Source organism: Cupriavidus campinensis, from assembly GCF_905397395.1.
Classification (GTDB): domain Bacteria; phylum Pseudomonadota; class Gammaproteobacteria; order Burkholderiales; family Burkholderiaceae; genus Cupriavidus; species Cupriavidus campinensis.
In genome coordinates, this window is sequence record NZ_CAJPVH010000001.1 from 208,332 (window position 1) to 229,242 (window position 20,911).

The following is a 20,911-nucleotide window of genomic DNA, read 5'->3' on the forward strand; positions in this document are numbered from 1 at the left end:
CTGTCAGGCCACGGCCACGCGTTGCAGCAGGCGGTCGATCACCGCATCGGCGCTGACGGACGCGGCGTGGGCCTCGTAGGACAGGATCAGCCGATGGCGGAACACGTCGTGCACCACGGCCTGCACGTCGTCCGGGGTCACATGGCCGCGCCCGCGCAGCCAGGCGATGGCCCGCGCCACCTTGTCCAGCCCGATCGACCCGCGCGGGCTCACGCCCACCTGGATCCAGCGCTTGAGGTCATCGTCGAACCGGCCCGGGTCGCGCGTGGCCTGCACCAGCGCGACGATATAGCGCTCCACCGGCTCACTGACGGCAATCCCGTGGATGGCCGCCCGCGCCGCGAACACGGACGCGGGCGAGAGCTTGTCCGCCGTGCCGCCCCCGGCGGCTGGTGCCGCCTGCGGCGGGGCTTCCTCGCTGCGCGCCAGCCGGATGATCTCGGCCTCCGCGCTGGCCTCGGGGTAGCCCACGTTCACATGCATCAGGAAGCGGTCCATCTGCGCCTCGGGCAGCGGATAGGTGCCCTCCTGCTCGATCGGGTTCTGCGTCGCCATGACCAGGAACAGCGGCTCCAGCTTGTGGGTCTGGCCGCCCACGGTCACCTGCCGCTCCTCCATGGCCTCCAGCAGCGCCGCCTGCACCTTGGCCGGAGAGCGGTTGACCTCGTCGGCCAAGATCAGGTTGGCGAAGATCGGCCCGGCCTGGAAGCGGAAGTCGCCCCGGCCAGCGTCCGTCACATAGATATCGGAGCCGGTGATGTCGGCCGGCAGCAGGTCTGGCGTGAACTGGATGCGCGAGAGCCGCGCGTCCAGATGGCGCGCCAGGCTCTTGATCGCCCGGGTCTTGGCCAGCCCCGGCAGGCCCTCCACCAGCAGGTGGCCATCGGCCAGCAGGCCGAGCAGCAGCCGTTCGATCATGCGCGCCTGCCCGACGATGGATTCGCCCATGCGGGCCTGCAGCGTGAGGATGTCGTCGCGGGCGCTCATCGGCCGCCTCCGGTGAACCAGCGGTAGTAGGGATTGTCGGGGTCGGCCTGGATCGCCTCCGTGATGTGGTGGCTCCAGGCTTGCCGGTTGCCCTCGTAGGCATCGAGGCCGGCAGCGTAGAAGGTCTGGAGGTTGTCACGCTCCCGGCGGATGGCCTGTTGCAGGCTATCGTCGGCGCCGGTGAGCGGCGGGTCCGATTGCAGCGCCAGTAGCTCGCGCAGCACCGGCACGAACGCCTTCTGGCGCACCCAGCCGGTGTACTCGATGCGCGGGCGGTCATCGGTCACGGCGGGCGCGTCACCGGCAAACCAGTCGAGGCCATCGCGGTCGGTGATGTAGGTGGCCAGCAGTGCCGCCGGCGAGGCCACGCCCACGGCGCGCAGCGCGCTGGCGACCTCGGGCTGCTGGAAGCGGGCGGCGATCGTCGGCACATCGAGCGCCAGCGGCTCGGCCGAGCCCACCAGCAGCATCTCGTGGAGTTCGGTGGTCCAGAGCGAGGCATGCGGGAAGACGTCGAGGAAGCTGCGCACCAGCGAGCGGGTGTCATCGCGATTCTGGGTCGGCAGCGGCAGCCACTGGGCGACGATGCCGCCCGGCTGCAGGCGGCTGGCGGCCAGTTGGTAGAACTCGCGCGAATACAGGTTGACCACGCCGCTGGCGGACGGCGGCGGCGGCTCCAGCGTGACGAGGTCGTAGCGCTGGGTGCCCTGGAGCAGCTCGCGGCGGCCGTCGCGCAGGCGGATGTCGATGCGCTTGTCGTGGCTGGCGTCGAAATTGCCCTGGAAGCTTGGCGCGGCGCGCACCACGGCGGGCAGCAGTTCCGCCACCACGCGGTGTTCGAGGCCCGGGTACTGGAGCAGCGCGCCGGCCGTGATGCCGGTGCCGAGTCCGATCACCAGCGCCGAGCGCGGCGTGCCGTTGTGGACGATCAGCGGCAACAGCGCCTGCAGGCGCATGTAGCGCAGCGACGTCATGGTATCGCCCGAATTCGACACCCCTTGGATATAGAGCCGGCGGAAGCTCTGGGTGCCCTTGGACTGCTCGACCACGGCCACCGTGGCGCCCCGGCTTTCCTCGTAGAACACCAGCTCGCCGCCGCGCGCCTGTGCCAGCAGGCGGGCCAGACGATCTGCGGGCGTGGCCACGGCCACCATCAGCGTGACCACGGCCAGCAGCGGAATCGCCACGCGGGCACGGCGCGTGACGCCATCGCCGAAGACCATCGCCAGCACAGCCACCAGCGCACTGGCGGCGGCGAGCACGCCCAGCGTATGCACCACACCAATCCACGGCACCAGCACCACGCCCGCCAGCACCGATCCGGCGATGCCGCCCAGCGTGTTGAGCGCCAGCACGGCGCCCAGCCCCGACCCGACCCGCGCCGGATCGACCGACAGCCGCACCGCGTACGGAAATGCCGCGCCCAGCAGCACGGTGGGCACGAAGACGATGCACAGCGCCGCCACGGTAAAGCGTGCGCTGGAGGCGGCGAGCAGGTTGCCCGTGCCCTCCAGCACGCGTGCATAGGCGGCGGATTGCAGGGCCGGCAGCCATTCCCCGAGCCACGCGAATTCGACCAGCGCCACCAGCCCCGCCCCGACCACCAGCAGCGCGAAGGCGCTCCACGGGTCGCGCGAACGGTCCACGCGCCGCGCCACCAGCGCGCTGCCGAGCACCAGCCCGGCGAGATAGGTGGCCAGCACCACCGCGAAGGCAAACGCCCGCGTACTCAGGAACTGGACGATGGCCTGCGACCAGACCACTTCGTAGCCCAGCGCGATGCCGCCCGCCACGGCGTAGAGCCCCAGCGCCAGCCGCCGCTGCGCGGGGACCGGGGTGGGTGCGGTGGATGGCGAAGGAGAGGCAACAGCGACAGTCGGCACCCGCCGGCTCTGCCAGAGCGCCCCGGCACCGGCCAGCAGGTTCAGCCCTGCCGCCGTGCAGGCGCTGCCGAACACGCCGAGCAGCGGAATGGCGACGAAGGCCGCCAGCAGCGTGCCGGCAATCGCCCCGGCGGTATTGGCGGCATACAGCCGCCCGCCATGGGCGCCAAGTTCTCCGGAAGGACGGATCGCGCGCAGCAGCACGGGCATGGTGCCGCCCATGGCCACGGCCGGGAGAGCCACCAGCAGCACGGGCAAGGCCCACGCCACGATCCCGGCGCGGGTTTCCAGCCACGCGAACGGCGCCGCCGCGTGGGCCAGCGCCACTGTGGCGCCCAGCGCCAGCACGGCAATCGCGCATTCCAGCCACAGGTAGAGCCGCCAGGGCGAGGCAGCGCGGTCGGCCCATCGCCCGATGGTCCAGCCGCCCAGCGCCAGCCCGGCGAAGAACGCGCTGACGCCAACGGTGACGGCGTGCACATCCACGCCGAGCACCAGCGAAAGCTGCTTGACCCACAGGACCTGATAGACCAGCCCGGCCGCGCCGGACAGGACCAGCAGCGCGGCGGGCACCCGCCAGGCCGTGCCGGCGCGCACCGCCGCCTGGGCGGCGGTGCGCGTGCCACGACTCTGGCGCGCGCCCATGGCGGGTTCCAGCTTCCGGTCTGCCGCCGTCACTTCTTCTGCGGTTGGGCGGACTGCGCCTTGGCCATCTGCTCGGCCACCTTGCGTTTCACGCTTGCCTCGGCCTGGTCAATCGTGAAGCTGGCCGGCAACTGGCTGGGCGGATAGTCGACAAAGGTCTGCAGGAACTGGATGGCCCGCCGGTTACCCTCGATGAACAGGTACGGGTTCTCGGTCTCGAGCTGGTGGTAAAGGTTGGTCGGCCCGGTGTCCGCGCGCTCGTAGGGGTCCATGCGCAGGTTGAAGTACTTTGGCGCGCGCAGGCAGGTGAACGGCTCCTTCCAGACCTCGAAACCGCCCCGCGCCCGCTGCTCGCAGAACACCACCTTCCACGCCGTGGGCTGGGTGGCGCCCTGCGTGAGCACGTCGTAGCGCATGGCCACGAGTTCGGCGTCGTCGTTGAAGTAGAAGAACTCGTTGCGCGCGCTCTTATCGGTCTGGCCGGTCAGCATCGGCAACTGGTTGTAGCCGTCCAGGTGCACCTTGGCGCTCTTGCCGCCCAGCGTAGTGCCCTTGACCAGCCGATCCTTCACATCACCATCACCGGCGGCGGCCAGCAGCGTGGGGAACCAGTCGAGCCCGGACATCAGCCCGTTGGAAACCGTGCCCGGCTGGATTTTCCCCGGCCAGCGGATCATCGCCGGGACCCGGTAGGCGCCTTCCCAGTTCGAATCCTTCTCGCTGCGGAACGGCGTATTGGCGGCGTCCGGCCAGGTGAAGAAGTTCGGCCCGTTGTCCGTGGTGTAGACCACGATGGTGTTGTTGGTGATGCCGGCGTCATCGATCGACTTGAGCAGCTTGCCCACGTTCTGATCCATCTCCCACATGCCGTCCGCGTACTCGTGGCCGCCGCCCAGCCCGGCCTTGCCGCGGTACTCGGGGCGCACGTGCGTGAACAGGTGCATGCGAGTGAAGTTCATCCACAGGAAGAACGGCTTGTCCCCCTGCGCCTGCTTCTGGATGTACTGGATCGCCGCGCCGGTGGTTTCGTCGTCGATGGTTTCCATGCGCTTGCGGTTCAGTGGCCCGGTGTCCTCGATCTTGCCGTCCGCCGTGCTGTGGATCACGCCGCGCGGGTTGTAGTACTTGAGGAAGTCGGGGTTGTCCTTGGGCCAGTACGGGCGCTCGGGCTCTTCCTCGGCGTTCAGGTGGTACAGGTTGCCGAAGAACTCGTCGAAGCCGTGCTTGGTGGGCAGGAAGCGGTCCTGGTCGCCCAGGTGGTTCTTGCCGAACTGTGCGGTGTTGTAGCCCAGCGGCTTGAGGGCCTGGGCGATGGTGATGTCGCGGTCCTGCAGGCCCACCGGCGCGCCGGGCAGGCCCACCTTGGAGAGGCCGGTGCGGAACACGGTCTGCCCGGTGATGAAGGTGGACCGGCCCGCCGTGCAGCTGTTCTCGGCGTAGTAGTCGGTCAGCATCATCCCTTCCTTGGCGATGCGGTCGATGTTCGGCGTCTTGTAGCCGACCACGCCGTGGCTGAACGCGCTGACGTTGCCGAGGCCGACGTCGTCGCCAAAGATCACGACGATGTTGGGCTTGCCGCCGCGCGCGCCAGCCGGCGCGGCGGCCACTGGCGAGGCGCCCTGCGCCGGGGCTGTGGCCGGGACAGGGGTGGTGGGGGCAGGTGTCGTCGATGTCACGGGCGGTGGCGCAGCCGGGGCCGGGGCCTGAGCAGCCGGGGCGGCCGGGGCCTGCGTCTCGGCAGGCTTGTTCTCATCGGCCCGCTTGCAGCCCGCTAGCGCGAGCGCCGCGACGACGGCCGTGGCCGCGAGTTGCCAGCGGCGCGCCGTGGCCCGCTGCGAGGGAAGTCCTTTCGCGTTCATCGATTGACTCCGGTTGAGGAAAGTTGGGCGGACAGGGCTTGGGGGCTGCCCTGAGGCGGGGGCTGCTTGCGCAGGGCCGTCCATCGGCTGTCATCCATCACGAGCCGGAAGCCGAGGTGCGACATGCTGGTGTACGGGTCCGTGCCGCGCCGCGCGCTGGGGCGGTAGCTCAGGCAGAAGTCCTCGTTGCAGAGGAAGGAGCCGCCGCGCGTGACGCGCCGGGGCGCCTTCACGGGCACGCCGGGCTCGCTCGGGTCCCAGGAGTCGCGGGGGCCGGCCGGGTTGAGCACCACGGTCTTCATCTCGGCAGCCTCGCGGCGGAACTGGTCGGCGCGGTACCAGTCGGCTACCCACTGCCACGCATTGCCGGTCATGTCATAGAGCCCATAGCCGTTGGCCGGGAAGGTGCGAACCGGGCTGGTGCCCGCCGCGCCACCTGCCTTGGCGCTGACCACCGGGAACGGCTGTACCTGCTGGCCCTGCCAGACGTTGGCCATCTGGCGGCCATCGGGCGCGAACTGGTCGCCCCAGGCGTAGGTGGCCTGCTCCAGCCCGCCGCGCGCCGCGAATTCCCATTCGGCCTCGGTCGGCAGGCGCTTGCCGGCCCATTTGGCGTAGGCCTCCGCGTCCTCGTAGGACACCTGCACCACGGGATGATCGTCCTTGCCCTCGATGCTGCTGCCGGGGCCGGTGGGATGGCGCCAGTCCGCGCCGGGCACGAAGCGCCACCAGCGCCAGTTCTCGCGCAGCGGCACCGGGCCGTTGGTGGCGACGAAGACCATCGCGCCGGCCACCATCGCGCTATCGGGCGGGCGCGGCGTGCCGGGCGGGAGCTGGACCTTCATGGTCTCCCAGTCGGGCGCGCGCTCGGCCGTGGTCAGGTAGCCCGTGGCCGTGACGAACTTGCGGAATTCGGCATTGGTGACGTGGTGCTGGTCCATCCAGAAGCCCTGCACGCGCACCTTGTGGGCCGGACGCTCGTTGGGCTGGGCCATCTTGTGGTCGCTGCCCATCAGGAATTCGCCGCCGGGCACGTGGACCATGCCGAGCGGACCGCTGACGCCATCGCCCGGCTTGACCGCCGATGCGCCGGCCCCACTGCCCTGGCCCGGACCGCTGCGCGAGGCATACCAGTACGAGCCACCCGCGCCAGCCAGCGCCATCGCGCCGGCCAGGGCCACCAGCAAGAGTCGGCCGCGCCATGTGGATTCGTGGGCCACCTTCGCGCCCAACTTAGCTTTCCCTCGCTGCCCCTGTGACATGCCACCCCTCGTCCAGTGCACTTCAGTGAACACTGAGAAGTTTGCAGGCTCCATGCAGCGAAAGGAATGCAAACTTTTTTTGTGCGATCTGAATGATTTCGGAAAAGAACTAGTCCTGGCCGGGACCTTGGCCGGGATTCAGCGGCGGCAGGCCGGAGCGGTGCCAGAGGTTGCTGCACGTCTCCGTGGTGCGCCATGCGGCGCTCGCGGCACCGTGCTCCCTACGCCATCGCCAAAGCCCGTAGCCCAGCACCAGCGCCACGAGGACGATCGCACCGGTCATGCGCCAGTCGATGTCGTCGAGCCACGCCGGCGCACGCCATGCCAGCCCGCCCGACGGCGACAGCCCCAACCCGGGTGCCGCACGCGCCACGTTCACGGTCACCGCCGGGGCCGTCGAGGCAGCGCGCCGGCCCGTGGCGGCGTCGTACCAGCTCACCGGCACCGCCGGCAAGGTGTGGCGCCCGCTGTCCTCGAACACATAGGTGATGGTTTCGATGCGGCGCCCACCGGAGGCGTCGTCCTGCAGGACCGGATCAGCGCGGAACTGCCGCACGCCGCGCGGCGGCTGCAGGGCGGGCGGGGCCGGCGGGGCGATCATCATCGCTGGGGTGCCCGGCGCGACGATGGTGATGGTGCGCACCAGTGCGTCGCCGGCGCGCAGCTTGCTGTCCTCGTCGATGGGCTTGTCGAACTGCTGGGTTACCTGGAGCGCGCCAGCCGGCAGTGCTACGGTGTCCTGCGTGCCCTGCCCGCTCTTGCCGGCCTGCCCGCTCGCGTGGATCGTCGTCGGCGGCAGCGTGACGGTGGCCGTCTGCGGTTTGCCATCGTTCCCGGCGTGGGTGAAGCGGAACTCGATGGGCGGCAGCGCAAAGTCCCCCGCGCCCTGCGGCGTGACCACGTAGGTCTTGCGGATGCCCGCGAAGCTGGCGCCGTCGATGGTCTCGGTGGAGTTGATGCCCCGGTCGTCCGGCATGGTCACCACGGCGCCCGGGATCTGCAACACCGGGAAGGCCGGTGCGGACAGGAAGAAGTTCGGGGCAAGCACGGTGACTTCCACCTGTACCGACTGGCCCGCCACCACCGGCTGCGGCCCGACCACCCTGACCCGCACGCTGGGCCCAGCCGCGTGGGCGAGCGTAGCGGCACACAGCAGGACCACGCCCACGGCGTGACGCATCCGGCACGCGCTCATGGCTTGCCCTCCTGGAGCGCGAACTTGCGCGCCAGCAACTCCGTGGGCGAGGTCTGGATCGCCCGCATCCACATCTCGGCGTTCTGCTGCACGCGGCCCATCTGCTGGGTCTGGTCGCTGGGCGGCGGCGGGGGCTTGCTCGGGTCGTCGACGATTTTGTCTGGCGGGATGTCGGGCGACTCCTCGTCGCTCTGCGGGGGCGGCTTGCGCGCCAGCATCTGCGTCATCAGCGCGAGGTTTTTCTGCGCCGGCTGCCAGCCGGGCCGCTGTTGCAGCACCAGCCGATAGCGCGCCGAGGCTTCCTTATATTTTTCCTGCCGCGCCAGCGCGTTGCCGAGGTTGAACTGTCCATCCGTCGTGTTGACCTGCCCGAAGGCGCGCGCGGCCTCCGCGTACTGGCCGTTGCGGTAGTAGGCCACGCCGCGCCACATCGGATCGGTGAAGCGCTGCGCGGCGGTGGCGTAATCGCCACGTTCGAAGGCGCGCCGGCCTTGCTGGTCGGGGGTGAGCCAGAGGTTGGCCCAGGTCCATGATTTCTCTGCGGCTTGGGCTGGAGCCTGGGCCTGTGCGGGAATCGGCGGCGCGCCAAGCGCCATCGCCACGGCCAGCCCGGCGATCCATCGCACGGACCAGCCCTTCCGGAACCACAGCACGGCCAGCAGCGCGATAGGGATGGTCAGCGGCCAACCGGCGTCGCGCCAGCGCTGCGTGTCGCTGGCGTGGGTCTGCTCCACATGCGATTGCACGTGGCGCTGCACCCAGGCCACGTCGGCGTCGCTGTCGGTGGTCAGCGTGGCCACCGGGATGCCGCTGTCCCGCAAGGCGTGCAGGCCGTCGGCATCGAGCCCGGGCGCGGTGCCGTCCCCCGCGCGCAGCGGCCCGCCCTCCGCCGTGCCGATGGCAAGCACCACCACCTGCGTGCGCCGGCTGCCGCGTTGCGCCTGCATGGCACGGGCGGCGCCGGCTTCCACGCCATCGGTCAGCAGCAGGGTCGTGCCGGGCACCGGCTCCTTGGCGAGCGCCGTGTCGATGGTGCGCACGGCCTGCGCGGTGTCCTTGCCCGGCACCGGCATGATGCGGGTCTGGAGCGCATCGACGAAGGTTTGGAGCAGGTCCGCGTCATCCGTCAGCGGCAGAACCATATGCGTGGAGCCGGCGTAGGCATACAGCGCCGTGCGGCCGCCGTCGCGGTGGGCAAGCAGCGCCTTGACCTTGAGCTTGGCGCGCTCCAGGCGGGTGGGGCTGACGTCGATGGCGTCCATGGTCGTGCCGAGGTCGATGGCGATGGCCAGCGGCGCCTTGTCGGCGAGGAACGGCGGGCGCTCGCGCTCCCAGGTGGGGCCGGCCAGCGCGATGGCGCCCAGCGCCAGCAGCGCGGCAATCCCATGCACCGGGCGCACTGCGCGGCGGCGGGTCTCGCCCACCACCAGGGCATCGAGCAGATGCGGGGCGATGGTGCCGCGCCAGCGCCGGCGCACATCGCCCTGCCGCCCCACCGCCCACGGCAGCCACACGGCGGCCAGCAGCACCAGCAGCCACCACGGGCGCAGGAAGTGGAACTGGGCGAGCGATTCGAACAGCGCGCTCATGCGGCAGGCTCCTGCCGGGTGGTGCGCGGAGTGGGCTGCCGGGCGCCGCGCAGGGTCCAGCGCGCATAGGCGGCCATCGCCAGCTGGTAGCCCAGCACGATCAGCACGGCCACGCCGAGCGGCCACATGAACAGCTCGCGGCGCGGGCGCCAGCTCAGGGTCTTTTCCTGATGCGGGGTGACGCGGTCCAGCGTGGCGTAGATCGCCGCCAGCGCGTTCTGGTCCGCGCCAAAGAAATAACGCCCGCCGGTGCTGCTGGCGATGCGCTTGAGCATGTCCAGATCGACCTTGGCCTCGCCCGTGGCCGCCGGGTCGCCGATACCGACCGTATGCACCACCACCCCGCGCGTGCGGGCAATCTCGGCGGCCTGCGCCGGCGGCATGCGGCTGGCGGTGTCGTTGCCATCGGTCAGCACGATCATCACCTTCTCGGCGGCGTGGCTGTGGTCGAACAGCTTGATGCCGAGGCCGATGGCATCGCCCAGCGACGTGCTGGCGCCGGCCATGCCGGGCACCATGTCCGCGATCAGCGTAGCCACCAGCGCGTGGTCCAGCGTGAAAGGGGCGAGCGGGTACGGGGCATCGCCGAAGACGATCAGGCCGATGCGGTCGCCGGGGCGGTGGGCGACGAAATCCCCCACCACCTGGCGCACGGCGTGCACGCGGGTGTCCAGCGCGCCGGCGGTGTCGCGGAAATCGCGGGTATCCATCGACTGGGAGAGGTCCAGCGCCACCAGCAGGTCGCGCACGGGCTCCTTCTTATATAGCGGGGGCTCCAGGAACTGCGGCCGGGCCAGCGCCGTCACCACCAGCGCCCAGGCAATCGGGGCCAATACGCGCTGGACGAGGTTGCGGCGCGGCACGTGGGCGCCGGTGGCCGGCTTCAGGCCGACCGCATCGGCCACTTCCTCGAAGAACGGCAGCCGCACGGAGGCGCTGCGCTCCCGGTACGGCGGCAGCCGCCACCAGACCAGCAGCGGCAGGGGCAATAGCGTGAACAGCCACGGATAGGCGAAGACGATCATCGGCGCTTGGGCGGCGAGTCCCGGCTATCCCGGCTATCCCGGCTATCCCGGCTATCCCGGCTATCCCGGCTATCCCGACGGTAGGCCGCGATCCACCGGCGGCAGGCATCGGCAGTGGCATGGGCCTGTTGCGGCGGCCATGCGGCCAGCACGACGGCGCCCCGGTACTCGGCGTCATCGACCAGCGCGGCGAGACCGGGCACGGCGTCAGTGGCGGTGCCCGCATGGGCATGGAGGAATTGGTGCCAGCTGGCGCCGGACAAGGACGCGACGGCCTCGCGCGGCCATTCGGCCAGGGCCACCCGCTTGAGCAGTTCGGCCAGCGCCAGCAGGGCCTGGGCCCGGGTGCGATCGTCGCCAGCCAGCCGGGGCGTCCAGCGCGCCAGTTCCGCCAGCGCCGCGCGCCGATGGCGGTTGGCGTACCAGCGCCGCCCGGCGCGCCAGCCCAGCCAGGCAAGGCCGGCCAGGAGGATCAACGCCACCACGAGCCAGCCCGTGGTCTGCGGCATCCACGAGGGCGGCGAAGGCGTGACGAGGTCGGCCAGCTCGGGCATGGGGGCGGTCAGGATAGGGATCCGCACAGGCTACGCCGCCGGCCCGTGCGGCTGAAGTCAATTTTTTCGGGCGCCTTTTCAATAGTTTTGTTGCGGACGTTTCGCATGTCGATCTGCGGAAAAAGTGGTGGCGTATCCGTCTCAAACCTCCCTATAATGCAACCCTGTTGCAAAAAGGAAGTCGCCCCGCCCGCTCCGCCAAACCGTTTTCATCGATGCGAACCCGCTATTTTTCCGCCCGCCGCCACCGGCTGCGCTACGCCGCGCTTGTCACGACCACCGCCACGGCAACCGCCATGGCATCCGCCGCCGAGGCTGACGACGCCCCGCTCCTGCCCGAGGTGTCCGTGGTCAGCCAGTTGGACGACGCCTACGCGCCGGCGCTGGCCAGCGGCGCCACGCGGACCGAAACCCCGCTGCGTGAGGTGCCGCAGTCTGTGCGGGTGCTGCCGCGCGCGCTGCTGGACGATATCGGCGCCACGCGGCTGGACCAGACCTTCGACTACGCGAGCGGCGTGGCGCGCCAGAACAGCTTCGGCGGCCTCTGGGACAACTACGCGATCCGCGGCTTCTCCGGCAACGAGAACACCGGCGCGGCCTATCTGGTCAACGGCTTCACGGCGAACCGGGGCTTCACCGCCCCGCGCGATGCCGCCACCATCGAGCGCGTGGAGGTGCTGAAGGGGCCGACCTCGTCGCTCTATGGCAGCGGCGAGCCCGGCGGCAGCCTCAACATCGTCACCAAGCAGCCGCGCTTCCAGCCCGGCCAGACCTATGACCTGGAGGTGGGCAGCCGCGATGGCTACCGCGCCGCCGCCGACCTCACCGGGCCGATTACCGAGACGCTGGCAGGCCGGCTGGTGGCCGTGGCCGACCACCAAGGCAGCACGCGGGACTTCATCGACAGCCAGCGCTATCTGGTGGCGCCGTCCCTGACGTGGATGCTCGGCGCCGACACCATCGTCCAGTACGCGGGCGAATTCCAGCGCTTCACCACGCCGCTGGACCGTGGCGTGGTGGCGGTGCAGGGCCGGCTCGGCGCGGTGCCGCGCTCGCGCTTCCTGGGCGAGCCCGATGACGGCGCGATGCGGCTGGACAGCCAGTCGCACCAGTTGAGCGTGGAGCACCAGTTCTCGCCCGACTGGAAGGGCCGGCTGGCCGTGGCCTATCGCGGTGGCAGCCTGGAAGGCTATTCGACCGAGGCGAGCGCGCTGCAGGCGGACAACCGTACGCTGACGCGGCAGCGGCGCTATCGGGACTATCAGTCCGACGATGTGTCGCTGCAGGCCGATGTGACCGGCAAGTTCACCACCGGGCCGGTCGGGCACGAGGTGATCGTCGGCCTCGACACCTACCGCTTCGCCAATACGCAGGTGCAGCTGCGGCGCAACCCCAGCGCCGCCGCGCCCTACGCCATCGACATCTACCAGCCCGTGTACGGCCAGACGCCGCCCGCGCTGGCCCCCAACACCGACACCTACGAGCGCCAGACCAGCCTCGGCCTCTATGCGCAGGACCAGTTGCGGCTGGGCGAGCGCTGGCGGCTGCTGGCGGGCGTGCGCTTCGATACGTTCAATCAGTCGCTCGACAACCGGCTGCGCGGCACGGAGACCAGCCAGCACCAGACGGCGGTGTCGCCGCGCGTGGGGCTGACCTATCTGGCCAGCCACAATGTGTCGCTGTTCGCCAACGCCAGCCGCTCGTTCCGGCCCAACGCCGGCAGCGACGCCGCAGGCAACGCGTTCTCGCCCGAGCACGGCCGCGCCGTGGAGGCCGGCGTGAAGGTGGACAGCGACGACCGCCGCATCGGCGGCACGCTGGCCGTGTACGAGATCCGCAAGCGCAACGTGCTGACCGCGAACCCGGTCGATCCGTCCTACTCGGTGGCTGCCGGCGAGGCGCGCAGCCGGGGCGTGGAACTCGACGTGGCCGGGCAGCTTGGCAAGCACTGGCGCCTGAGCGGCAATCTGGCCTATACCGATGCGGAGATCACCGAGGACAGCACGCTGGCCGCCGGCACGCCGCTGCTCAATATCCCGCGTACCAGCGGCAGCCTGATGGCGGTCTACGAGGACGCCGCGCCCATTGGGCAGCGCTATGGCGTGGGCGGCGGGGTGCGCTACGTCGGCAAGCGGTCGGGCGATGCGCAGAACAGCTTCTCGCTGCCCGCCTACACGCTGGCGGACCTGCTGGCCTACTGGCAGTACAGCAAGACCGTGCGCGTGACGCTGAACGTGGACAACCTGTTCGACAAGACCTGGTACGCCAGTTCGTACAGCAGCGTCTGGGTGCTGCCGGGCGCGGGCCGCACGGTGCGGCTGGGCCTGCGGCTCAGCTACTGACGCCATGGGGAACATTGGGAAGCGCAGGCGGCTGCTGAAGGCTGCGTTGGCGGCGCCGATTGTGTCGACGGTGGGCGCTGGGAAAGCCGTGTTCGCCCAGCCGCTGCCCACCTTGCGCGTGATCGGGCCATGGGAGCTTTCCAGCCTCGATCCGCTGCGCAACGGCTATCTGTTCTCGCGCATGCAGGTCACCGAGACGCTGGTCGACTACGACGCGGCCGGCGTGCCGGTAGCGGGGCTGGCGGCTGGCTGGCAGATGTCGCCAGACGGCCTGCAATGGCGCTTCGCGCTGCGGCCAGGCGCGCGTTTCCATGACGGCACGCCGGTGATGGCCTCCGATGTGGTCGCTGCCCTCGGACGCGCCCGCCATGCCGCCGGGGTGCTGGGTGCGGCGCCCATCGCGGGGATCGATGCCGAAACCGGTGCGGTAAGCATCCGGCTCGCGCGCCCCTTCGCCCCCCTGCTAGCCCTGCTCTCCCATAGCAGCACGCAGGTGCTGGCGCCGGCCTCGTTCGGCGCCGACGGCACGGTGCGCGCGATCATCGGATCGGGCCCCTACCGCGTGACCGAACTCGCGCCGCCGCAGCACTTCGCCGTGGAAGCGTTCGACGGATGGCACGGCGCCCGGCCGGCCGTGACGCATGCCGAGTATCTGTCAGTGGGCCGCGCCGAGATGCGCGCGCTGATGGCCGAGGCCGGACAAGCCCATCTGGCCTATGGGCTCGACCCGGGCAGCATCGCACGGCTCCAGCGTGGCCGCGCCGTGGCCGTGCATGCCGTGACCGTTCCCCGGACCACGCTGCTGAAACTCAATGCCAGCCATCCCCTGCTGGCCGATGTGCGGGTGCGCCGCGCGCTGGCACTGGCGCTGGACCGGCGCGGCATTGCCAGCGCCATCCTGCGGGACCCTTCACTGGCGGCAGGCCAGCTGTTCCCGCCCGCCCTGCCCGGCTGGCACGATCCGCGCCTGCCCGCGCTGGGCTACGACCCTGCCGCCGCGCGCGGCCTGCTGGCTGAGGCCCGCTTCCGGCCCGATGCCGACGGCGTCCTGCGGCGCGGCCCGGATCGGCTCGCGCTGACGCTGCGCACCTTCCCGGACCGCCCCGAGCTGCCGGTGATCGCCGCCGCCATCCAGGAGCAGTGGCGGCAGGCGGGCGTGGCGGTGCGCGTGGCGGTGGGCAATTCGAGCGACATTCCGTTCGGGCATCGCGACGGCACGCTCGAAGTGGGCCTGCTGGCGCGCAACTTTGGCGTGGTGCCGGACGCCTTCGGCGCGGTGGCGCAGGACTTTGCGGGCCAGGGTGGGGATTGGGGGCCGATGCGCTGGTCGTCGCCGGTGGTGACGGCGGCGCTGGCCGCGTTGCCGTCCACGCCGGAAGGCCCGCGCGCCGAGGCGCTGCGTCGGCAGGTGGCGGACACCCTGCACGACGCGATGCCGCTGATCCCCGTGGTCTGGTATCGCCAGACGCTGGCGGCCAGCCCCCGGCTGGCGGGGGTGTCCATCGATCCTTTCGAACGTTCCTACCGGCTGACGCAACTGCAATGGAAAACCTGACCCGCGCCGCCCTGCCCGGCGCCGCCCCGGTGGCCGAGCCTACCGCCACCTTCCGGCGCGACACGGCGCGCCAGCTTGCCCGCATCGTGCTCCAGCGCGGCGTGCAGGCGCTCGTGGTGGCCGCGCTGGTCGGCACGGTGAGCTTCCTGATGATGCGGCTGTTGCCCGGCGACATGGCGTTCCGGATCGCCGCCGGCCGCTATGGCTACGACATGGTCACCGCGCAGGCCGCCGAGGCAGTGCGCGCGGAGCTGGGGCTCGGCCTGCCGTGGTTCGAAAGCCTGGTGGCGTGGTGGGGGCACCTGCTGCGGCTGGACCTGGGCGTCTCGGCGGTCACGGGCGCGCCGGTGGCGGCCGAAATCGCCCATCAACTGGGCCACACGCTGTCGCTGGCGCTGGCGGCGCTGGCGGTGTCCTGCGCCATCGCCGTGCCGCTCGGCTTCGCGGCGGGGCTGCGGCCCCGGGGCCGGCTGGACCGGCTGACGCTGTGGCTGTCCGTGCTGCTGCGCGCGCTGCCGCCGTTCGTGCTCGGCATCGTGCTGGTGGCCGTGCTGGCGGTGCAACTCGGCCTGATTCCAGCCGGCGGCGATGCCGCGCACGGCTCGCTGATCGCCCCGGCGCTCACGCTGGGGCTGGGCCTCGCCGCCACGGCGATGCGCGTGGCACGTGATGCGATGGCCACGGTGACCGCCTCGCCGTATTTCCTGTTCGCGCGCACCAAGGGGCTCTCTGACCGGGCCGCGCTGCTGCGCCACGGCGTGCGTAATGCCGCCGTGCCGCTGGTGGCCTACCTCGGCGTGCAACTGGTCTTTCTGGTGGAGGGCGTGGTGGTGATCGAGACGCTGTTCGCATGGCCCGGCATCGGCCATGCGCTGGTGCACGCGATCTTCGGGCGCGATGTACCGATGATCCAGGGCACGGCGCTGGTCATGGGGCTGCTGTTCGTGGCGCTCAATACGCTGGTGGATCTGGCCTGCGCGGCGATCGATCCGCGCGTGCGCATCGGGAGGGGCCGATGACCTGGCATCCCCGCCGCAAAGCCGGCGCCGCCCTGCTGCTGATGCTGGCGCTGTTTGCCATCGTCGGCCCCTGGCTGGCGCCGCGCGCGCCGTTCGAGCAGAACCTCTACGGCATTCTCCAGGTGCCGCAACTGGCCGAGCCGCTCGGCACCGACCATCTGGGCCGCAGCATGCTGGCGCGGCTGGCCAGCGCGGCGCGGCTCTCGCTCGGGCTGGCGCTGCTGAGCGTGGCCTCCGCCGCCGTGCCGGGCACGCTGCTGGGCCTGCTGGCTGCGTGGCGCGGCGGCTGGACCGAGCGCCTGACCGGCGCCGTGGCGGACGCGGTGCTGGCGCTGCCGGGCCTGCTGCTGGTGTTGCTGCTGAGCGCGTTCGCGCCGGGCGACTACTGGCCGCTCTATGTCGGCCTGTCGCTGGTGCTGTGGGTCGAGTACTACCGCGTGACGCGGGCCACGGCGCGCGTGGTGCTGGCCAGCCATCATGTGGAAGCGGCGCGGCTGCTCGGCTTTGGTCCGGGCTATATCGTGCGGCGGCACCTGCTGCCGGAACTGGCGCCGCTGCTGGCCACGCTGATGAGTTTTGGCGCCGGCGCGGCGGTGCTGGCGCTGGCGGCAATGGGCTTTGTCGGCCTGGGCGCGCAGCCGCCGGCGGCTGAACTGGGACTGATGATGACCGAGCTGCTCCCTTACGCGGCGGAGGCGCCGTGGATCATCGCCTGGCCGATCCTGCTGCTCGGCCTCGCCATCCTGGGGCTGGTGCTGGTATCGACCGGCGCGCCGGCGGAGGCCGCCGCATGACCCGCATCGACACCCATCCCCTGCTGGCCGTGGATGCGCTGAGCGTAGCCAGCGCCGATGGCCAGCTGCTTGCGCCGGTGTCGTTCACGCTGGAGGCGGGACGCGCCCTGACGCTGCTCGGCGAAAGCGGCTCCGGCAAGAGCCTGCTGGCGCATGCGCTGATGGGCACGCTGCCGCGCGGCCTGCGCGCGGGCGGCACGCTCACCGTCGATGGCCGCCGCTGCGACGCCGCCGACCCCGCCACGCGGCGGGCAATGTGGGGCCGCCAACTGGCGCTACTGCCGCAGGAGCCGTGGTTTGCGCTCGATCCGACCATGCGGGTGGGCCGGCAACTGGCGGAGACGCATGCGCTGGCCGGACTCGGCAACGCGCAGGCGTGGCGCCGTGCCTTGCACGACCTGCACGGGCTGGGCATGGCGCACGCGGCGCAGGCGTGGCCGACGACGCTGTCTGGCGGCATGGCGCAGCGGGTGGCGTTCGCCATCACGCGGGCGGGCGGCGCGCCGGTGCTGATTGTCGATGAGCCGACCAAGGGCCTCGACCGCGTCTGGCGCGATGAACTGGTGGCCCGGTTGCAGGCGGCGCTGGGCGAAGGCTGCGCGCTGCTGACGATCACCCACGACATCGCCGTGGCCCGCGCGCTGGGGGGCGATGTGGCGGTCATGCTCGACGGCAGGCTGGTCGAACGGGGCGATGCCGCGGCGGTCCTCGGCGCTCCCGGCCATGCCTATACCCGCGCGCTGGTGGCCGCCGAACCGGCGAACTGGCCGGCGGTGCGCGCGCCGTCGCCCGGTGGCGATGAAATCCTGCGCGCGTGCGGCGTGAGCAAGCAATTCGGCGACCGCAGCTTGTTCCGGTCCCTCGACGTCACCCTGCACGCCGGGGAGCGGCTGGCGGTGACCGGGCCCAGCGGCAGCGGCAAGTCCACGCTCGGCAACGTGCTGCTGGGGCTGGTCGCGCCGGACGCCGGGACGGTGCATCGGCCGGATCGGATCCAAAAAGTGCGTTATCAGAAGCTTTACCAGGACCCTGCCGGCGCGTTCGCCCCACATGCCAGCATTGGCCGCGCGCTGGAGGATCTGGCCGCGCTGCACCGGATCGACCGGACGCGCATCGCGCCGCTGCTCAAACGGTTGAAACTGGCGCCGCACCTGCTCGCGCGGCGGCCGGGCGCGGTGTCTGGCGGCGAACTCCAGCGCTTTGCGCTGCTGCGTGCGCTGCTGCTGACGCCCGCCTTCCTGTTCGCCGACGAACCCACCTCGCGGCTGGACCCGGTAACGCAGCAAGACACCCTGGCGCTGATACTCGAAGCCTGCGCGGAGACCGGCGCGGCGCTGATGCTGGTTACGCACGACGAGGAGATTGCCGCCCGGGTGAGCGACCGTCGCATGGCGATCGGGTACGATACCCCGTTCCCGCAATGCACTCGCCCATGCCAATGACGATGACATTTGCCGTAACGCCGCCGATCCCGCCCGCCCCTTCCCCCTGCCGTGCCCGCCACCGCCTTGCCGCGACCTGCGTGGCGTGGCTGCTCTGCGGCGCGGCCAGCGCATGGGCGGAGCCGCTCTGGTTTGTCGATGGCAAGCCGACGCAGGCCGCGCGGCAGGCCGTGACGGCACTGAGCGATGCCGGCGCGGACGGGCTCGAGGCCCAGGATTACGACGCCGAATCGCTGGGCCGCGCGGTCACGCAGGCCGCTGCCGGCCCCGCGCTGGCGCCGGAGGCCGTGGAGCGCATCGACGGCGCACTGACCCAGTCGATGCAACACTTTCTGTCCGACCTGCGCCGGGGACGCGTGGATCCGCGCAAGGTGCATGCGGGCTTCGATGTCTCGAAGGAAAAGCCGTTCGATCCGGACGCCACCCTGCGCGCCGCGCTGGCGGCCGACCGGCTGCCCGACGCGATCCGCGAGGCGCCGCCGTCGTTCCCGCTCTATGGCACGCTGCGCACGGCGCTGGCCCGCTATCGCGCGCTAGCCGCCGAGCCGCTGTGGGCTGCGCCGCTACCCGCGCCGCCCGGTGGCAAGCTGACGCCGGGGCAGCCCTACAGCGCCTTGCCCCAGCTGGCCCAGCGGCTGGCGGCACTGGGCGACCTGCCAGCGGGCACGCCTGCGACGGACGGCTACAAGGGCGCGCTGGTGGAAGCCGTGAAGGCCTTCCAGTCCCGTCATGGCGTAACCGCCGATGGCGTAATCGGCAAGGGCACGCTGGCCCAGCTGAATACGCCGCCGGCGGCGCGCGTCAGGCAGATCGCGCTGACCATGGAGCGGCTGCGCTGGACCCCGCTGGCCGACGGCCCGCGCATGATCGTGGTCAACGTGCCGGAATTCGTGCTGCGCGCCTACGACTACCGCGACGGCAAGCTCGACATCCGGCTGGAGATGAAGGTCATCGTCGGCAAGGCGCTGGACACCCGCACGCCGCTGTTCGAGGAGGACATGCGCTATATCGAGTTCAGCCCGTACTGGAACGTGCCGCCCTCCATCGCGCGGGCGGAGCTGGTGCCGCGCTTCCGGCGCGATCCGGGCTATTTCACGCGGCAGGGCTTCGAATTCGTGTCCGGCACGACGGCCGTGCCGACGCTGAACGAGGCCAACCTGAGCGCGGTGCTGGCCGGCAAGATGCGCATCCGCCAGCGGCCCGGGCCGCTGAACGCGCTGGGCGACATCAAGTTCGTGTTTCCGAACAACCAGAACATCTACCTCCATCACACACCGTCGCCGCAGCTGTTCGAGCGCGACCGGCGCGATTTCAGCCATGGCTGCATCCGCGTGGAGGCGCCGGTCGAACTCGCAAAGTTTGTCCTCCAGGACCAGCCGGACTGGACCGAGGCGCGCATCCGTCAGGCGATGACCAAGGGCAGCTCGAACACAGTGTCCCTGCAGGCGCCGTTGCCGGTGGTGCTGGCCTATGGCACGGCGATTGCGCGGGCCGATGGCCGGGTATACTTCCTCGCTGACATATATGGGCAGGACAAAGTGCTCGAACAGGCGCTTCAGCAGCGTGCCGTGCGGCGGCAAAACCCCACGACGGATGCTGCGGCCAGTCCGGCGCGTCCTTCCTGACCACCGATCGCGCGGATCGACCCCTTCGCCCCCTTTCGCCCCCATCGCCATGACGCATACCCGCAACACGCCAGCCCGCCGCCGCTTCCTTCGCCAGTCCAGCGCTGTGGCCCTTGCCGCTGGCTTGTCCGCCTTGGCGGTGCCGCGTCTGGCGCTGGCCAGCGTGCCCGGGGCCCGGGCGCTGTCGTTCTCGCATACGCATACCGGCGAGCAGATCTCGTTGGTCTACGCGATGGGCGACCACGTGCTGCCGGACGCCCAGCAGGCGCTGAACCGCTTCCTGCGCGACCACTACTCCGGCGACGTCGGCAACATCGATCCGAAGCTGCTCGGACTGCTCGCCGACCTGCGCGGCGTGCTGGGCGCCGACCAGGCGTTCGAGGTAATTTCCGGCTACCGCAGCCCGGTCACCAATGAGCGCCTGCGCAAGACCCGGGGCGGTGGCGTGGCCCGGCGCAGCCTGCACATGGACGGCATGGCCATCGACATCCGCCTGCCCGGCGTGCCGCTGGCAGACCTGCGCGATGCGGCGGTGTCGCTGGGCGGCGGCGGCGTGGGCATCTACACGCGCGACAACTTCGTGCACATGGATACCGGCCGGGTGCGGCACTGGGGTTGATTTTCCCCGTACGATCCCGCGCGGCCTTCGCGCGGATTCATGAGTTAATCTGATTCATCCCCGCAGATAATCCATCAATCAGACTCGCGGCATTTATCCCCGGGCGGCGTCCTGCCGCTTATTCCCACACATTTTCATTTTTCCGCATCGCGTCAATCCTGAGATTAATCCATCGCACCGTGTGGATTATCTGCATTACATTTCTGTCATTTGGCGGAAAACCACGTACGCGCCCTTTATTTTGTGCGTATAACTGCAGCTACATGCTGCGGACTGGTGTCACGCAACGTGCCTCCGCCCGCCGGGACGCCTGCGGGCATTTTTTTTGGCCATTATTGATTCCTCCCTCATCTGAGCCGGCAGCATTGATTCCGATAATCACTGTATTTGGTGAAAACCCTGCTGCGTCTTTATCTTGCGCTGCCCTGGTATATCACATACTTTGTATTTGACCGCCCAAGCGATAAATGGGCTGGCATACGATTTATTCCTTTCGCGAGCGCACATCGCAACCAG

General features: G+C 70.5%; 15 protein-coding genes. 7 read left to right on the top strand and 8 right to left on the bottom strand.

The window, feature by feature from the left end:
- Positions 1-3: 3 nt before the first annotated feature.
- From KHO18_RS00945 to KHO18_RS00980, 8 genes are all read right to left on the bottom strand, one after another.
- On the bottom strand, positions 4-987 hold the full coding sequence (locus KHO18_RS00945; protein WP_211942613.1) for an AAA family ATPase: 984 nt from the start codon (positions 985-987) through the stop codon (positions 4-6).
- Entirely contained in the window at positions 984-3,515 is a 2,532-nt protein-coding gene (locus KHO18_RS00950) for a fused MFS/spermidine synthase (RefSeq protein ID WP_211942614.1), read from the bottom strand. Before KHO18_RS00950 ends, KHO18_RS00945 begins: the two co-directional genes overlap by 4 nt.
- Before the next feature lie 29 nt (positions 3,516-3,544).
- Positions 3,545-5,374 (bottom strand): arylsulfatase, encoded by a 1,830-nt coding sequence (locus tag KHO18_RS00955; protein ID WP_211942615.1) that lies wholly within the window; start codon positions 5,372-5,374, stop codon positions 3,545-3,547.
- Positions 5,371-6,537 (bottom strand): formylglycine-generating enzyme family protein, encoded by a 1,167-nt coding sequence (locus tag KHO18_RS00960; protein WP_244844448.1) that lies wholly within the window; start codon positions 6,535-6,537, stop codon positions 5,371-5,373. Before KHO18_RS00960 ends, KHO18_RS00955 begins: the two co-directional genes overlap by 4 nt.
- A gap of 208 nt (positions 6,538-6,745) precedes the next feature.
- Complete coding sequence (locus KHO18_RS00965; protein ID WP_211942617.1) at positions 6,746-7,831, bottom strand: BatD family protein; 1,086 nt, start codon at positions 7,829-7,831, stop codon at positions 6,746-6,748.
- Positions 7,828-9,420, bottom strand: coding sequence for a vWA domain-containing protein (locus KHO18_RS00970; RefSeq protein ID WP_211942618.1), 1,593 nt, complete (start codon positions 9,418-9,420; stop codon positions 7,828-7,830). The genes KHO18_RS00965 and KHO18_RS00970 overlap by 4 nt, the downstream gene beginning before the upstream one ends.
- Complete coding sequence (locus tag KHO18_RS00975; protein ID WP_144198303.1) at positions 9,417-10,445, bottom strand: vWA domain-containing protein; 1,029 nt, start codon at positions 10,443-10,445, stop codon at positions 9,417-9,419. Before KHO18_RS00975 ends, KHO18_RS00970 begins: the two co-directional genes overlap by 4 nt.
- Positions 10,442-11,026 (bottom strand): DUF4381 domain-containing protein, encoded by a 585-nt coding sequence (locus KHO18_RS00980; protein ID WP_244844426.1) that lies wholly within the window; start codon positions 11,024-11,026, stop codon positions 10,442-10,444. Before KHO18_RS00980 ends, KHO18_RS00975 begins: the two co-directional genes overlap by 4 nt.
- 188 nt (positions 11,027-11,214) lie before the next feature.
- Between KHO18_RS00980 and KHO18_RS00985 the strand changes: the two genes are divergently transcribed.
- Genes KHO18_RS00985 through KHO18_RS01015 form a run of 7 tightly spaced genes read left to right on the top strand, consistent with a single transcriptional unit; the run spans position 11,215 to position 20,395 of the window.
- Positions 11,215-13,341, top strand: a complete 2,127-nt coding sequence (locus KHO18_RS00985) for a TonB-dependent siderophore receptor (protein WP_211942619.1) — start codon at positions 11,215-11,217, stop codon at positions 13,339-13,341.
- Positions 13,342-13,345: 4 nt separating this feature from the next.
- Positions 13,346-14,896 (top strand): ABC transporter substrate-binding protein, encoded by a 1,551-nt coding sequence (locus KHO18_RS00990; RefSeq protein ID WP_211942620.1) that lies wholly within the window; start codon positions 13,346-13,348, stop codon positions 14,894-14,896.
- Positions 14,884-15,915 carry an ABC transporter permease gene (locus KHO18_RS00995; RefSeq protein WP_211942621.1) on the top strand — a complete coding sequence of 344 codons (1,032 nt, stop codon included), beginning with the start codon at positions 14,884-14,886 and terminating at the stop codon, positions 15,913-15,915. Before KHO18_RS00990 ends, KHO18_RS00995 begins: the two co-directional genes overlap by 13 nt.
- Positions 15,912-16,709 (top strand): ABC transporter permease, encoded by a 798-nt coding sequence (locus KHO18_RS01000; protein WP_144198299.1) that lies wholly within the window; start codon positions 15,912-15,914, stop codon positions 16,707-16,709. The genes KHO18_RS00995 and KHO18_RS01000 overlap by 4 nt, the downstream gene beginning before the upstream one ends.
- Complete coding sequence (locus tag KHO18_RS01005; RefSeq protein ID WP_211942622.1) at positions 16,706-18,151, top strand: ABC transporter ATP-binding protein; 1,446 nt, start codon at positions 16,706-16,708, stop codon at positions 18,149-18,151. The genes KHO18_RS01000 and KHO18_RS01005 overlap by 4 nt, the downstream gene beginning before the upstream one ends.
- A 2-nt stretch (positions 18,152-18,153) precedes the next feature.
- Entirely contained in the window at positions 18,154-19,776 is a 1,623-nt protein-coding gene (locus KHO18_RS01010; RefSeq protein ID WP_244844428.1) for a L,D-transpeptidase family protein, read from the top strand.
- Between the two features lie 49 nt (positions 19,777-19,825).
- Entirely contained in the window at positions 19,826-20,395 is a 570-nt protein-coding gene (locus KHO18_RS01015; protein WP_144198296.1) for a YcbK family protein, read from the top strand.
- The last annotated feature ends 516 nt before the right edge of the window (positions 20,396-20,911 follow it).